This is a genomic window from Bacteroides cellulosilyticus DSM 14838 (genome assembly GCF_000158035.1).
GTDB classification, from domain to species: domain Bacteria; phylum Bacteroidota; class Bacteroidia; order Bacteroidales; family Bacteroidaceae; genus Bacteroides; species Bacteroides cellulosilyticus.
This window is the reverse complement of the sequence record NZ_EQ973492.1, coordinates 149,658-165,878: the sequence shown is the minus strand read 5'-3', so window position 1 is coordinate 165,878 and position 16,221 is coordinate 149,658. Positions and strand designations below refer to the sequence as shown.

Sequence of the window (16,221 nt, the reverse complement as noted above, 5' to 3'; positions counted from 1 at the left end):
ACCCTCATCCTGTTCGCCCTCGGACTGATGTCAGCCTGTACCCCCGGCGAACTGGACGACGACGACAACAGTAACCCCGACGCCACACCGGTGCCACTGGCCGCAACCGTCAGCCTGCCCGCAACGGGCACGGTAACCCGGGCCAACGCCACCACCGGCAGCATCAAGTTCGATGTCAGCGGCAGCAGCTTCACCCTGAGGCGCTACGACCAGGCACCCGACGGCACCACCACCCTGACCGCCTCCGCCGACTACGAAATAGCAGACCGCAACGACAACACCTCCGGCAGCGGCACCAGCTCGCAATACTTCAAGCTGAAGACGTCCACGGGCACCTCCGCCAACACCCACATCCCCGTCATCCCCACTGAACAAGCCGACCTACGCATCGAGGAAACCGCCGCACCGGTACTGATGAACGTCCCCGCAGACATCAGCGGTACAAGCGGCACTGCTGACGATGCCACGACCAATGTCTACGTCCCCTTCCGCACCCGGATGAAGTACGGTGCCGAAGTACCCGCAAATCCCGACGTCAGCATCCCCTCCGCCACGGACAAAGAACGGACCGGCATCACTCTCTCCGCAGACAAAAAGGCAGGCATCGCCACCATCAACCCCGCCTACACCACAGCTGCCCTGCGCCTGGTGCTGAAACTCTACAACGCCGGACAAGGAACCGTGGTTAACAACGCATCCTGCCCCCTGACTATGACAGGCGACAGCCCCACCACTCAATACGCCCCTACTGTGACGCACGGCATCCAAGCCAATCCCGGCACGGATCCCGGCAGTATCATCTACACCGACGCCACGGCCACCTGCCAATACACAGCCGTCAGCCAGCAGATCGTCATCTTCGGCGAACTGACACCCGGCACGAACACCAGTGAAAGCTCCACAGGCACCAACCGGCTCACTCCGGGCAGCACATGCGTGGCAGTACTTACCACCTCCACAGGCGAACTGCTTTCCGTTACCTGGCCTACAAGCGCTACCATCAACGCCGTGCCACAGCCCGGAAAGATGTTGACGCTCACCGTACACGTGAAGGGAGACATGGCCTACATCGACCCCAACGGCATCACAATCTCCGGATTTGAGGACGGGAACGGAGAAGGAGGAGAGACGGCAGGCGGAAGCCCGGGCATCGCCAGTGGTCTGACGGAGCTAAATCCGGACATATTCTGCATTGCAAATCCAATGTGGGTGGTGACCGGAGGAGGCACAGAGGCCACTTCCAGCAGCAACACCGACAGCAAAGACGTGACAGTATTGAAGAATGTGCGCACGGCGCTGAACAAGATATACACTCCGGATAACGACAGCTACACCGGCCCCAACTACATCGACCTAATGCTGACAGATGTGACCACACTGCCAACATACAACAACGATGGCGCTTTCCAAAGCTACAAGCAGTTACGCAACATAGAGTTGCCTGCAGTGACCGACATCGAGGAATACGCCTTCTACAAATGCGAATCCCTCACCACAGCAAGTATACCATCAGCAAAGACCATCAGGAAAAACGCCTTTATTGGCTGCCAAGCTTTAACAAACCTCGACATCTCCGGCGTTACCCAAATATGGAACTTAGGAACTTCAGAACAAAACTACCTGCTCAGTGCCTTTGGCAGCGGCGCCTACCCCAACTGTGACCTCGTGCTAAATTCCGCCCTGGAACAATACTGCTATGCCGCCGATGGCACCTCGCAGAACGGTCCACTCGTAAAACTCAAGATAGAGGGCCATGATAGTAGTGGCGCCCCTTACAGCTACACCATCACCTTCCGGAGCATCACCTTCAAATGACGGCAACAGAGATGAAGACAGCAGCACGTTCGCTTTATCCGCATCGTCCGCGTATCCATTGAACTCATAACCCAATAAACAGCATAGCAATGAAAAAGAAATTCATACCCACCACATTCACCCTCGCACTGGCAACCCTGAGCCTCACCCTCATACTGCCTACCGCCTGTACCCGGGATGAACTCATAACACCCGTCCATCCCGACGCCCCCGCACCCTCCAACGGCGGCACCCCCGATGCCCCCGCACTCCTCATCTCCCTCGGCCAAAAGCCCAGATACGCAGGAGAAAACGTCGAGTCGGGAGAGTCCGTCCCCGCCACCCGCACCAGCACCACCACCGGATGCTGGCAGGCAGGCGACCAAGTCACCGTCAACCTCACCTACTACAGCATCTCCGCCCAGGAAGCTCAATCCGATATTCCCTCCACAGCCGACGACGAGGCCCGAACCGCCGCCATCGAAGCACGCCTCATCCTGGCCCAGCTCTCCACCGGCGACACCTCCGGAAGTACCTCACAACAAACCCTGACCTGCACCGCTGAAGCCACCGGAGCCACTCCGACCACCCCCTCACAGTGGACCGCCACGCCCTCGCTCGTCATCGTCCCCACCGGCACACGCTCCATACGCGCCCAATACACCTACCGAGGCATCCCCGATCCGTTGACCGGCACTTCCGAAGAAATCAGCGCCACCACCGGCACTATCCCCTTCGACCTGAAACTGACGGCCGACGATCTCGCACAGAAAAACTACATCGTCCACCTCCCCGCCCCCCAATGGAAGCGACAGACGGCACTCGTAGAAGTCACTGGTATCCCTCAGGGAACTTACCTAACGCTACGAACCACCGGATGGGGAAAGGGATATAACAATCAGACCAACCAATATGACTTAGAAATCGACGTCATCGCCGACTATTCCTCCCGGCCCGCCACCGCCACGGACGGCACCGCTCTCTTCCACCTGCCCCTACTGAAGCAGAAGCCCACCGAAGCCACGGACAACGTGAAAGATCTGGAAGCCATAGTGGGAGAGACACCTTTCTATATATACTACAGCCTGCCACTGGACAACAACCTCGTTGCCCAAGCCAAGCTAACCAAAGCACAGGACAAGTTCACACTCGACTACTCCCTCACCTCCGGCGGTAACGAAGTGGACTTGCAGGGAATGGTGACAGCCGACGGTCTGCTGGATGACGCCATCCATGGAACAGGAAAGCTGACCAACGTCAATCCCCGTTGGACGGTGACAAAAGGCGGAACGGATAACTTCAGTGGCACCACGAAAGACGCCACTGTGCTGACGAACGTGCGCACAGCGTTGAACGTGATTTACACCCCGAGCAACAGCAACTACAACGGCGTCAACGGCTACATCGACCTGACACTGCAGGACGTGACCACACTGCCGAAGCAAAACACCGGCACCGGTGCTCTTGAGAAATACCACCAGCTACGTAGCGTGGAATTATCTGCGGCAACAAGCATCGGAGAGAAAGCCTTCTACTACTGCGAAGCCCTCACCACAGCAAGTATGCCGAAGGCGACAAGCATCGAAAACTTTGCTTTCGCCGGCTGCAAAGCTCTCACCACAGTAAGCATGCCACAAATAACAAGCATCGGGAGATACGCTTTCAATAACTGCGATGCCCTCAAGACAGCAAGCATACTATTGACAGAGACCCTCGGAGAAGGCGCCTTTCAAAACTGCAAAATCCTCACCACAGCAAACATGCCAATAGCAAACAGCATCGGGGGATACGCCTTCAGTGGCTGCTCTACCCTCGCCACAGTAAACATGCCAATGGCAAACAGCATCGGGAACAACGCCTTTTTCGGCTGCAAAGCCCTCACCATAGCGAGTATGCCGCAAGCGACAAGCATCGGGCACAGCGTCTTCAATGGCTGCAACGCCCTCATCACAGCAAGTATGCCGAAGGCGACAAGCATCGGAGATCTAGCTTTTTCCAATTGCAAAGCTCTCACCACAATAAACATGCCGCAAGTGACAAGCATAGGGAGTAGCGGCTTCTCCGCCTGCTATGCCCTCACCACAGTAAGCATGCCGAAGGCGACAAGCATCGGGGACTATACCTTCTTCAACTGCGCTGCCCTCACCACAGTAAACATGCCAATGGCAACAAGTATCGGGAGTGGCGCCTTCTCCGCCTGCTACGCTCTCACCAAAGTAAGCATGCCGAAGGTGACAAGCATAGGGAACTATGGCTTCTCCGGCTGCAACGCCCTTACCACAGCAAGCATGCCGCAGGCGACAAGTATCGGGAACGATGCCTTCAACAACTGCAAAGCCCTCACCACAGTAAACATACTACAAGCGACAAGCATCGGGAACAGAGCTTTCTCCGACTGCAAAGCCCTCACCACAGCAAGCATGCCGCAGGCGACAAGCATCGGGAGCGGAGCCTTCTACGGCTGCATCGCCCTTCAGAGCCTCGACATCTCCAGCGTCACGAAGATAGAGAAGCTGGGAACTGATTACGGTTCCATGTTCTTCCCCGCCTTCGACAACTCCACTGACCCCGAGACCTTCAAGAACTGTGACCTCCTGCTGAACTCCGCCCTGAAGCAGTATTGCTACGACACCGACGGTACCTCGCAGAACGGTCCACTGGTCAACCTCAAGATACCGACCAAGATAAACAGCTCCGATGAGACCGACTCCTACACCTTCACCTTCCGCAGCATCACTTTCAAATGACAGCAGAGATGAAGACAACTCGGTTCAGCTCCTTATAGCGAACATGATAAAAACCGAGTAAAAGGAACAGGCCGAAAGCGTCACCACCGCGAACGGAGCACAATAATCAGCATTCACCACAGAGGGGTACAGAGGGAGAAAAAAGAGAAAAGACGAAGAACTCTGTTAAACTCCGTGGTGAAAAAAGAAAAAATCGATAACCCCAGAATTAATTGCATCACAATGAAACAGAATACCCCTTTCACCCAACGGCGCCACGCCCACATCCTCAACCTCATCCTCAACCGGAGCCTGAGCCTTGTCCTGAGCCTTGCCTTAAGCCTCAGCGCCTGCCACCCCGACGACCTCGACGGTGACAACGACAGCGGCATCGCCCTCACACACTTCCTGGCAGAAATCCTGACGCCAACAGACGGGATTACCACCATCCCCACCGCCGCCCGCACCCGCTCCGACGGAACCGATGACAAGGGCTACACCGGCCTCGTGAAGACCCGTTTCATCTCCGATGACGTGATTCACATCGTACTCACTGATGCCGACAACAGCAATGCCATCGCCTACTCCACCGCCACCCTGCAACAGCAGGACGGCAGCGCCACCTCCACCGCCCGGTGGATCATCAGCCCCGCCATGTCCACTCCTCAAAACGGCAACTTCGAGCTCCTCGCCTTCTACAACGGGCAGACTGCCCCCTACATCGCAAGCAGTTCCCAGTCCGCCCCCGAAGCGGCCCTGAAGGCCTATATTCAAGCCGAACGCGGCTCCCTGTTCACCACCGCCCCCGACACCCCCGACACCCCACCCTATGTCGATGCACTGACAGCCCTATACAGCAGCCAGTCCGGTAATCAAACCCTCGCCAACGATCCCCTCAAGCCCTCACCGGGAGCCCTCAACCTCGCCTCCGACGGTACTCTCACCGCAAGCTTCCAGCACCGCAACGCCATCATCAACATCTCCGGCATCACTAATCAGCTGAGCGCCCCCGTCAATGCCATCCGGGCAACCATTTATTCGGAAGACGCCTTGAATCACACCCTGCCCCTCACCCCCATTGCCGATGCAACCGAAGCCGGCAACGGCGCGTGCCAATGGCAAGCCATCTCCCGCCTCAATCTCAACGCAAGCTATCAGAGCAGTTTCTACCTCCACTCACTCACCGTCACCCTGGGCGGCACCGTCAATCGTGATCCCGACACCGGTCTGAACACCGTCACGGGAGGCACTCAAGTCACTGTCACCATCCCCGCAGGCGACACCGCCCCCGACGCAGCCGATCCCTCCGCACGCGGACGCAGGCTCTACATAGCCCGCCAATACACCTACCGCCTCAGTCTGCTGCCCGGTGCCTGCACCGCCATCCCTGCCAACGGAGACCTCGACGGCAACGACGAGGATATGAAGTGGGACGACCAGGGAAACTTACTCACCGTGCCGCAAGGATACACCCCCATCTACAACGAGGAAGAACTGCGCAAGATAGGTGTGAAAAATACAGACGGGGACTATAATTATACCAACTCCGACGGTAAAAATTATGAGTACTCCCTTTCTGCCAACTACATCCTCATGACCGACATCAACCTCACTCCGGGATACGATCCCGCCACCGGCACTGGCGGCACACTGCCCGATAAAGATTTCAATGACATACCAGACGAAGGCAATACCGAACTCTGGACACCCATTGGCAACGAGGGTACCAGCACCTCCTTCAAAGGCCATTTCAACGGCAATGGTCATACCATCACCGGCATGACTATCAACACATCAACACTGAAAAACGCCGGATTCTTCGGCTATACCTCCGGAGCCGTCATCTACAACCTCCACATGAAGGACGCACGGGTGAAGAATATGAACAACAATAATAAGACCGGTAGCCTTATCGGAGGCTGCGCTAATGGCACCACCGTTTCTCTCTGTAGCGCCACCGGCTGCGCAGTGAGCGGCAATGAGACCGGTGGCCTGATAGGTGAAACCTCTCAGACTGATATTACTCTGACCCGCTGTCACGCCACCGACTGCAAAGTATCCGGCACCAGCTACAGTGGTGGTCTGATAGGTTACAATAGCTCCGTCATCACCGCATGCTACGTACGCAACTGCGACCTCAGCGGCTGCACCGGCTACCATGGCGGTCTGGTAGGATGCTATTCTAACGCCATCCTGTTCGGTTGCTATACCTCCGGCAACACGTTCGGTAGTAACACTTCCGCTTCCCTTGTCGGCAGCAACTACGGCAGCATCATCGCCTCTGCCTACGCTGTAAACGCTACAAAAAACGATAACTCCGGTGATGCCACTACCATCGGGCTAATCACAGAAAACAAAAAAAGTAACAATGACCTCTCCCCCACCCTCTCCGGCCTCGTCTCCCCCTTCAAGGAAAGCAGCAGCACAGGAAACACCGACACGAACGGTGAGCCCACCGGATTCGGCTTCTATTGGGGTACAGGCTATCAGCAACTGCTCGTCACCGGTGCCGATAAAGATACAGCCGAAGGCGTCACCACCACCACTAAGCCTCTTTTTGCACTGGACAATGAAATAAGGAATGACTGCACTTTTAATATCACCGCCCCCATCATAGAAAACGGTACAGTCACCACCGCAGGCAACACCACCCTCACAAATGTCTCCACGGTGATGGTAAACACCACCGGTAACATCTATGCGCAGAAGCGCAACTGGACCGCTGCCGGCATCTGGGGTGCCACGCTCGACGCAGCAGCCGGAAACACCGTAGGCAGCACGGATGCCACAAAGAAGGTTATCCTCGCCCCGCCCATCATCCAATGGAGCTATCAAGGGGAGCAGTAGCATCGCTACAGCACAGCAGCATCCGGGAAACTGACCGGATTAAAAATCCCGGATGAAACCAATTATAATCATTAGAAAATGAAAACAATATGAAGCAGAATATCCAACAACTCATCATCGCCGCTACCACCGCCATCATTCTAGCAGCAGGCAACAACTGTGCCGTAGCACAAAGCAACAGTACAGCAATCAGCAGTAGCGAAACAATCAGCACCTCCTCGCCCTCTCCCCGCCTCTCCCTGCGCAGCAACCTCCTGCTATGGGCCTTTGGCAGCCCCTCGCTCGGCATGGACCTCACCCTCGGCCGCCGCTGGCAGGTAGGCCTCGACGGCTCATACGGAAATTGGTCGCTCAGCCACCGCACCCACGCCGCCCGCCTCAGCACCGCCGGACTGCAACTGCGTCGCTACTTCCGCCCCTTCACCAACAGAAACTCCGCCTCCCACCCAAATCTTGACATCTACATCTCTTCCTCCCGCGGCGCCTACCTCGGCATCGACCTGCGCTACACCCACTTCAACGAGCAGCTACTCACCGCCGGCACCCCGGGACGCGAGGGCGACCTCATATCAGCCGGAATCCTCCTTGGATACTCCTTCGCACTTGACCCCTGCGGCCGCTGGGCCATTGACGCCGCACTTGCCCTGGGATATCAGTACCAAGACTACGACCGATACACCTGGTACGCCCCCGCCGCCCAAAACCGGCTACTCGGTACCCGCACCCACAACCGCTTCACACTGACGGCACTCGACGTCGCACTCGTCTACCGATTCTGAAAACATCCCCATTCCGCCCACCGAGCCCCTCTCAGCAGCGGAAGAATACAACAGCCATAACCGGAAAACCCCAAGCAACAGCCGGAAAACAAAAAGAAAACAATAACTCGAAAACAGCAAGAAAAATAATATGAAAACAAAACAATACGCCACCCACCCGCTCACCACCCAATCCGAACTACCGTCGGCAATCCTGTCCGCACTTACAATAGCTCTCCTGTCGGCGCTCCTGTTTACCTCGTGCAGTAAACACCACTACCTCGAACTCCTCCTCGACCCAGACGGCGAACCCATCGAAAATCCCGGCCGAATTTTGCTCAGCGCCCCCGGCGTCGCCAACCCTCTGCTACCCGCCATCCTCACCGATCCCACCCGTGAGGATCGCATCGTTGCCACCGTCCTCCACGGCCAACCTGTCGACGTAGAAGCCGGCACCTACAATCTCCTCTGCGCCCTCCCCACCGATGGCAGCAACACTGAATATTTCGGCACCGACGCCTTCACCCTCAACGGCACCACCATCAGCCTCCCCCTCCTCGACCCAGACGGCCGGCTTCCCCAAGCCCCCGATGTGCTGACTGACGCCACGCCCGTCACCGTCACCTCGGGACGCACCATTCAAACCGCCCTCACCCCCGCACCCCGCACTCGTCTCGTCCGCCTCGACGTCCGCCTGCAGGGAGCCGACGCATCATCCATTACCGTCATCACCGCCCGCCTCGAAGGCGTCAGCCGCACCGCACGGCTGGAACAACGTTACACGACCGTCACAACCCAAACCACCGCCGAAGCCCCAACCCAAACAAACTCCCCGGCCCCCAGTCTACGTGCCAACGCGAAGGCCCCTTACTACCTCCTCACCAACCCGCAACTGGACGCCTCCCTCCCCACCGACCCCGAAGCCACCGGTACCTTCCGCCTCCTGGGCACGGACTCCTCAGCCACCGGCCAACGCATCCTCATTACCGCCACCCTCGCGGACGGCACCACCCTGAGCTACGAGCAAGACGTCACCTCCCTCTTCTCCGGCTTCAACCCGCCCGCCACAGCCACTACCCTACGCCTGGCAGCCACCCTCAACTTCGGTATAGACCAAGTGAGCGGTACCATCATACCTTGGACACCCGGATGGAACGAGGGAGGAACGGGACTCTAAAAAGTTCCTCTTCCCTTGCTTTTCTCCCACACAAAACGTATCTTTGTCTCCGCAAGACAACAACATCAACTTTAATCAAAACTTTTAATGAAACGACAAGAACAATTCCACTGTCGCTTTCTTGACTACCGTTTACTCGGCAGTTGCCTGCTGTCCTGCCTCCTTATTTGTCTGGCCCGCACCACTCTGCACGCGTCCGAAAGCAACTTTAACGCCCTTAACGACACCATTGCCGCTGACGTCGCCCTGCCCGACAGCCTCCTCACCGATGACAATGTCTATCGTTATACTTTCTCCAACTTTCCCCTGGCCTGCCGTATCATGGACGAGTTGCGCATCCGCAAACTCCTCCCCACCCATCGCTTAGACATCACTGAAGGCGACCTCTACTTCAACAACGGTCACTACCGCCACGCCCTAAAAAACTATCGCCGTGCCCTCGAAAGCGACTCCATACGCCAGAACGACGATGAATATATGGATCAGCTCCACCGCCTTATCTCCACCTACGACTGCCTGCACAACGAAGTCGGGAAAGCCGAATGTGTCAATCTCCTGCTGGACAAAGCAAAAGCCACCGGAAACCAACCCATGCACTCCATTGCCCTCTTCAATCTGGGAAAGATGATCTACTACCAGGGCAACAAGTCCCAAGGCTACGAGTACATGCACCAAGCCGTCGATCTGATGCTCCACACCGATTACGAATACAAGTACGACAACCTGCGCTACAACTACAACACCCTGCTCGTGATGCTGCAAAGGGACAAACTGTACGAAGAAGCCCTCAGCACACTCGACGCCCTCCAGTCCGTAGTCACCCGTAAACAGGGCGGCGAACCCCAGATGCAAGGGCTCGAACAGAAAGAACTCAAAGCCCTCTACGCCCATCGCGCCGTAGTTCTGCAACGCTTGGGACGCCACAAAGAAGCAGAAGAATTCTACAAGAAATTCCTCACCGTAAGTCACGTACACAGCCGCGACAACTACCTCATCATGCCCTACCTCTTTGATCGCCGTATGTACGACGAAATCATCCGTATGAATGCCACCCGCGAGCAATTCCTGATCAGTCAGAGAGACAGCGTGAACTATCACATGGTCACCATTAAGCGCACATTAGGCGAAGCCTACGCAAGTAAAGGCGACTACCGCCGTTCAACCCACTACTATAAACAACTGTCCATACTGTGCGACAGCATCAAAAAACGCGAAGAACGCAACACCGCCCTAGAGCTCGCCGCCATATACGACACCACCGAAAAGGAAGCCCTGCTGCAACAACAGGCCAACGAACTGCGCGAACGAAATATCCTCCTCATCTCAGCCATCTGCATCATGCTGTTGCTATGCGCCGGCCTGGCGCTCATTGTCCGATACACCCTCAACATACGCCGCAAAAACCGGGCAATGGCACGCAGCATCAACGAAGAAATGAACAGCAAAAAGCGATTGAGCGAAAGCCGCGACACCATCAACGCCCTGCAACAGAAGATAGAACAAATGAAAACCGCTGCCGAATGCAGACAAGAAGACAACATGCCGGACCTGCAAGACCATGGAACGGAAGATGATGAAGAAAAAGATAATGAACCGAAGCGAGAATACAACACACTGGAACAGATAGAAAACCGCCGGATATTTGATCTAATGGAAGGCATACTCAGCAAACAGTCTCCTTATCTGGATCCTAAATTCTCACGCCACGACTTGTGCATGCTATCGGGCACAAACCGAACTCGCCTCAACGTCATCCTGATGCAGTGTACCGGAGTAAGCTCTACCGCCTATATCAACAACCTGCGCCTGGAACACGCAGTTGAGCTCATCCGCGAGCACCCCGAATATATCATCAGTCACATCGCCGAAGAATGTGGATTGCCCAATGCGTCCACCTTCCACCGCCTCTTCCGCGAACGCTATGACATGACGCCCAACGAATACAGGAATGCCATCTTTGAGAAATAAATCTGTGGTGAACAAATATTAAAACCGAAAACAAACCGTAAGGAATACTGTTGGAAGGGGAAACTTAAAAACGATAACAGTTATGAATTACGGTATTAGTATCCTTTTCAGGGCTATCCCATTGCTGATGGCCCTTTTTTGTTTCGGCTACGGAGCCTTTGTGCTCGACATGGGGACGGACACGAACCGATTCGTTGCGGGGCCCGTGGTCTTCTCTTTAGGAATGATATGTATTGCGCTGTTCGCTACGGCAGGTACCATCATCCGGCAAATTATCCACACGTATAGTACGGCGGCAAAATATGCCCTGCCCATCATCGGCTATCTGGCTGCCGTGGTGTGTTTCATCGGTGGAATGACATACATTAATGACGGCAGTACGGTGGCCCATTTCGTTGCGGGACATGTCATCTGCGGAGTAGCTTTCATCACTGCATGTGTAGCCACTACCGCCACCTCTTCCACCCGCTTCACCTTCATCACGCAAAATTCCAAGAAGACTGACCATGCCGTACCTGCCAAGTCATTCTCTTCGGCACAGGCGGACATACTCATCATTCTGGCTGTTGTGTTCGCCGTCATCACATGGGTTTGGGCATTCTGGTTATTGGGACAAAGCGATATCCACACCGCTTACTATGTGGCCGGACACGTAATGGCCGGACTGGCATGTATCTGTACGAGCCTGGTTGCACTGGTTGCTACCATTGTCCGGCAGATACGTAACTCTTATAGTGGTGCCGAACGGAAATGGTGGCCCGCCCTCGTATTGGTGATGGGTACACTGAGTATCCTGTGGGGACTTTGGGTGCTGACGAATGCCGACCCGGGCAAGTCTTCCACCGGATACATTATGATAGGTCTGGGTTTAGTTTGTTACAGCATATCCAGCAAAGTAATTCTGCTGGCTGTTATTTGGCGGAACGTCTTTAAGCTGGCGAACCGAATTCCGCTCATTCCGGTGCTCACCGCGCTTACTTGTCTTTTCCTCTCTGCTTTTCTGTTTGAAATGACAACACTGAATGATGTCTACTTTGTTCCCGCACGCGTATTGGCAGGATTAGGCGGCATCTGTTTCACGCTGTTCTCCATCGTCAGCATTCTGGAAAGCGGAACGTCCAATTGATGATAAATCACTCTCTTTTTTTTATAAATCACTCTCATGGATGGGTTGGGGTTTCGCCAGCTCATCCATAAACACTTCCACATTCCAGGCATGATGCGCCACATAGGCAGCCGGACCGGTATCACCCGAATCCAGAATATCGCGCACAACGTTAGACTTGTTTCTGCCTGTCACAAAGAAAATCAGCTGCTTGGCGTTAAAAAGCAAACAGCCGGTCATGGCTATGCGCTTCTGCCCATTGTAAGGATTAACACTTACCTCGTAAGGATGGAAAGAAGAAAGCAAATACTCCTGACCAGGGAAAATGGACGAGGTATGCCCGTCTTCTCCCGCCCCCAGCAGAACAATATCAAGAGCCGGGAAGCCATGCCAGAGTGGCGCATTGCAACGCACTATGCGAGAATAGCTATTCGCCTCATCATCGGGATCGTTGCTGCCGTCAATAGGAAAAATAGACTCCTCAGGTATTCCCACTTCATCCAGCAACAGCCGGCGCATATTGCCATAGTTACTCTCCGAATCTTCGGCAGGTACACACCGTTCGTCCACCCAATAAATACGCATACGGCTCCACGGAGTGGCATCCTTGAATTCTTCCGCCCACAAATCGAACATGAGCGAGGGCGTGCTGCCTCCACTGAATGCTATGTGAAAAATCTTCTGCGGCTCTTCCTCCATCAAACTAATAAGGTGCTTGATGAGAGCGCGCGCCGTTTCAACAGCTGTACTATAGATATAAGTTTTCATAACTCACAATATTGATCAGTGTTCGTAAGGTTTTTACACGGATTGGTCCAGTCGGCACCATGTTCGTGCATCATAGCTTCACTTTCCAGCGGCCCCCAGGTTCCGACAGGATAACCGTAGAGAGGCGCGTCAGGATATTCATTCCAATAGCGCAGCACAGGATCAAAGAAACGCCAGGAGGCTTCGACAGCATCACTGCGGGTAAAGAGTGTCGGGTCGCCCTGAATGCAGTCTTCAATCAGGCGGGCATAAGCATCGCCCGTGGCGCGTCCGCCCAGTTGGTCGTAACTGAAGTCCATCATTACCTGCTTCACATCGAATCCCGGTCCGGGAACTTTCATGCCGAATTTCAGCACAATACCCTCGTTGGGTTGCAGGCGGAGGATTAGTTTGTTAGCCCGCGGACAGTGTCCGCCATGGCAATGAAACATCTGATGGGGCGTTTCACGGAAGTGCACTACGATTTCCGTCACCTTGGTAGGCATCTGCTTTCCTGTGCGGATGTAGAAAGGTACGCCGCTCCAACGCCAGTTATCAATACCGATCTTCATGGCGATGTAAGTTTCAGTGCGCGAATCGGCGGGGACGTTCTTCTCTTCACGGTAGCCCTTTTTAGAACCGGAAGCGGTATATTGTCCGCGGACTATATGTTCATTCAAATCTTCATCCGTCAGAGGTTTCAGTGACTCGTAGACTTTTACCACTTCGTTACGGAAATTATCGGCGGTGAAGACAGCGGGAGGCTCCATGGCAGTGAGGGCCACCAGTTGGATAAGGTGGTTCTGTACCATGTCGCGCAAAGCGCCTGTACCGTCATAGAAGCCGCCACGCTGTTCGATACCGAGATTCTCGACAGCGGTAACCTCTACATAATCGATGTAATTACGATTCCACAACGGTTCAAAAATGCCATTGGCAAAACGGAAAGCAAGGATATTTTGTGCCGTCTCTTTACCAAGGAAGTGGTCAATGCGATAGATCTGAGACTCTTCGAAAACGGAAGCATAGATATGGTTTAATTCTTGTGCCGACTTCAGGTCGTAGCCGAAAGGCTTTTCGACGATGATGCGGGTATGTTTACGATTCAATCCGGCTGTTTTCAGATGTAGAGGGATGACGCCATAAAGTGAGGGCGGCGTAGCGAGATAGAACAGTAAATTGTCCGGTTCCTTTTCACCGGTGATTTCCTGCAAACGGCTGTCCAGGGTTCCGTAACCTTCTTCTATGGCAGGGTCCATACTAAGGTAGTGCAAATGAGTGCAGAACTCTTTCATTCCCACTTCGGCCGGTGTGACAAAATGTTCCAGCTCGTTCAGGATATAATCGCGATAAGTTTCATCCGCATAGTCGGTACGGCCGATACCGAGAATGGCAAATCCTTCGGGCAAACGATTATCCTTGTAGAGCGAGTAGAGTGCCGGCATCAGTTTGCGTTTCGTCAAGTCGCCCGAAGCGCCGAATATGATCATTACAAATTTACTCATAGAATCTTGTTTTTTTTTGATTAGCTTCTGCAAATTAGCCCTTGCAATAAATTCATTAGCTCTTGCTTCATAATTTTATTACCAGGGCTTCATTTTATACATTATAGGTACCTGATTTTGTATCTCCGCCATGTCCGGTCCAGTTTTCATGGAAAAACTGTCCGCGAAGTTCATCGGTACGCTCAAAGGTATGTGCGCCGAAATAGTCACGCTGAGCCTGAATCATATTAGCAGGGAGCTTCGCAGATACCAGCGAATAGAAATAGTTCAATGCGGAAGAGAAAGCCGGAACAGGCAGTTCCTCTTTCATCGCATGGGCTACAAGGTGCTTCCAACCGGAGAGCAACTCTTTGATTTCTTCCCGGAAATAAGGAGCGAGTAGCAAATGTTTCGGCTTCTGCTGTGCCTCAAAAGCAGCCGCTATATCATTCAGGAATATACTGCGGATGATACAGCCTCCGCGCCACATACGGGCAATGGATGCCAGATCGAGATCCCAGCCGAAAGATTCGGACGCTTTTTGCAACACGGCAAAACCTTGTGCATAGGATACCAGTTTAGAAGCATACAAAGCGGAATAAATATCTTTCACCAGTTCCGGCTTATTATAGACCACTTGTGAGCGCTGGCAAATGAATTGTTTGGAAGCTGCCTCACGCAGATTTTTCTGCGCTGAAAGACTACGCTCAAAAACAGCCGTTGCAATCAGTCCCAGGGGCATACCCAATTCCATTGCATTGATAACGGACCATTTACCGGTGCCTTTTTGTCCGGCAGTGTCCAGTATCTTGTCAATCAGGTAACCGCCCGCCTTATCCTTATGCCGAAGAATATTGGCTGTAATTTCTATCAGATAGCTACGCAACTTGCCCTCATTCCAGTGGGCAAAAACGGAAGCCATGTCTTCATTATTCAGTTGCAGAAGATTCTTCATCACCCAGTAGGCTTCGGCAATCAACTGCATATCACCGTATTCGATACCATTATGTATCATTTTAACGAAATGTCCCGAGCCGGCCGGACCAATCCAGTCACAGCAAGGAGTACCATCGGCAGCACGTGCAGCAATACTTTGCAGGATGGGTTTTACCTCATCCCAGGCAGTAACGGAACCGCCCGGCATAATAGAAGCACCGTTCAACGCTCCTTCTTCACCGCCCGAAACACCGGCACCGACAAAGCGGAAACCTTTCGATTCGGCCAATGCCACACGACGGTTGGTATCTTCATAGTTTGAGTTGCCTCCATCTATCAAGATATCTCCCGGAGAAAGATGCGGAAAGAGTTGTTCCATCAGTTCATCTACGGCACTGCCGGCACGCACCATCATCATGATTTTGCGCGGGGTGGAAATGGACTCTACAAAGTCAGGAATTTCAGTATATCCTTCAATACTTTTCCCTTTGGCACGACCGTTGATAAAGCGTTCTACCACACCTTCTTCCACTCCCGGAACAGTACGGTTAAACACGGACACATGCCATCCCTTGTCCGCCATATTCAAAGCTAAATTCTCCCCCATCACGGCAAGTCCGATTAAGCCGATGTCTGTCTTTTGTCCTTTTTCTGTCATAACTTGCATTTTTTTGTTATT

The 16,221-nt window shown here is 54.0% G+C and carries 10 protein-coding genes; 7 read left to right on the top strand and 3 right to left on the bottom strand.

Going from position 1 to position 16,221, the window contains the following annotated elements; genetic code table 11:
- From BACCELL_RS18680 to BACCELL_RS18650, 7 genes are all read left to right on the top strand, one after another.
- The coding region (locus BACCELL_RS18680) for a leucine-rich repeat protein (protein WP_044154125.1) at window positions 1-1,815 on the top strand (1,815 nt) is incomplete at its 5' end.
- Window positions 1,816-1,904: 89 nt separating this feature from the next.
- Window positions 1,905-4,541, top strand: coding sequence for a leucine-rich repeat domain-containing protein (locus BACCELL_RS25790; protein ID WP_007213553.1), 2,637 nt, complete (start codon window positions 1,905-1,907; stop codon window positions 4,539-4,541).
- 222 nt (window positions 4,542-4,763) lie between these two features.
- Window positions 4,764-7,367, top strand: a complete 2,604-nt coding sequence (locus BACCELL_RS18670) for a hypothetical protein (RefSeq protein WP_044154124.1) — start codon at window positions 4,764-4,766, stop codon at window positions 7,365-7,367.
- Window positions 7,368-7,456: 89 nt separating this feature from the next.
- Window positions 7,457-8,146 carry a DUF3575 domain-containing protein gene (locus tag BACCELL_RS18665; protein ID WP_044154122.1) on the top strand — a complete coding sequence of 230 codons (690 nt, stop codon included), beginning with the start codon at window positions 7,457-7,459 and terminating at the stop codon, window positions 8,144-8,146.
- Between the two features lie 130 nt (window positions 8,147-8,276).
- Entirely contained in the window at window positions 8,277-9,302 is a 1,026-nt protein-coding gene (locus tag BACCELL_RS18660; RefSeq protein WP_044154121.1) for a hypothetical protein, read from the top strand.
- A gap of 87 nt (window positions 9,303-9,389) precedes the next feature.
- Window positions 9,390-11,270, top strand: coding sequence for a helix-turn-helix domain-containing protein (locus tag BACCELL_RS26140; RefSeq protein ID WP_081450834.1), 1,881 nt, complete (start codon window positions 9,390-9,392; stop codon window positions 11,268-11,270).
- Window positions 11,271-11,352: 82 nt separating this feature from the next.
- A complete protein-coding gene (locus BACCELL_RS18650) occupies window positions 11,353-12,396 on the top strand; it encodes a DUF2776 family protein (protein ID WP_007213544.1) in 1,044 nt (347 codons plus the stop codon).
- A 21-nt stretch (window positions 12,397-12,417) separates the two neighbouring features.
- Here the strand turns inward: BACCELL_RS18650 and pgl are convergent, their stop codons facing one another.
- The 3 genes from pgl to gnd all read right to left on the bottom strand — a co-directional run bounded on the left by pgl (window position 12,418) and on the right by gnd (window position 16,209).
- Window positions 12,418-13,143, bottom strand: coding sequence for a 6-phosphogluconolactonase (gene pgl / locus BACCELL_RS18645; protein ID WP_007213543.1), 726 nt, complete (start codon window positions 13,141-13,143; stop codon window positions 12,418-12,420).
- Window positions 13,140-14,627, bottom strand: coding sequence for a glucose-6-phosphate dehydrogenase (zwf, locus tag BACCELL_RS18640; RefSeq protein ID WP_022209407.1), 1,488 nt, complete (start codon window positions 14,625-14,627; stop codon window positions 13,140-13,142). The genes pgl and zwf overlap by 4 nt, the downstream gene beginning before the upstream one ends.
- A gap of 94 nt (window positions 14,628-14,721) precedes the next feature.
- Entirely contained in the window at window positions 14,722-16,209 is a 1,488-nt protein-coding gene (gene gnd, locus BACCELL_RS18635) for a decarboxylating NADP(+)-dependent phosphogluconate dehydrogenase (RefSeq protein WP_007213541.1), read from the bottom strand.
- Between the last annotated feature and the right edge of the window lie 12 nt (window positions 16,210-16,221).

Excerpts from the sequence above, each read along its gene's own strand:
- BACCELL_RS25790 (WP_007213553.1), top strand. The coding sequence starts at position 1,905 with ATGAAAAAGAAATTCATACCCACCACATTCACCCTCGCACTGGCAACC.
- BACCELL_RS18670 (WP_044154124.1), top strand. The coding sequence starts at position 4,764 with ATGAAACAGAATACCCCTTTCACCCAACGGCGCCACGCCCACATCCTC.
- BACCELL_RS18665 (WP_044154122.1), top strand. The coding sequence starts at position 7,457 with ATGAAGCAGAATATCCAACAACTCATCATCGCCGCTACCACCGCCATC.
- BACCELL_RS18660 (WP_044154121.1), top strand. The coding sequence starts at position 8,277 with ATGAAAACAAAACAATACGCCACCCACCCGCTCACCACCCAATCCGAA.
- BACCELL_RS26140 (WP_081450834.1), top strand. The coding sequence starts at position 9,390 with ATGAAACGACAAGAACAATTCCACTGTCGCTTTCTTGACTACCGTTTA.
- BACCELL_RS18650 (WP_007213544.1), top strand. The coding sequence starts at position 11,353 with ATGAATTACGGTATTAGTATCCTTTTCAGGGCTATCCCATTGCTGATG.
- pgl (WP_007213543.1), bottom strand. The coding sequence starts at position 13,143 with ATGAAAACTTATATCTATAGTACAGCTGTTGAAACGGCGCGCGCTCTC.
- zwf (WP_022209407.1), bottom strand. The coding sequence starts at position 14,627 with ATGAGTAAATTTGTAATGATCATATTCGGCGCTTCGGGCGACTTGACG.
- gnd (WP_007213541.1), bottom strand. The coding sequence starts at position 16,209 with ATGCAAGTTATGACAGAAAAAGGACAAAAGACAGACATCGGCTTAATC.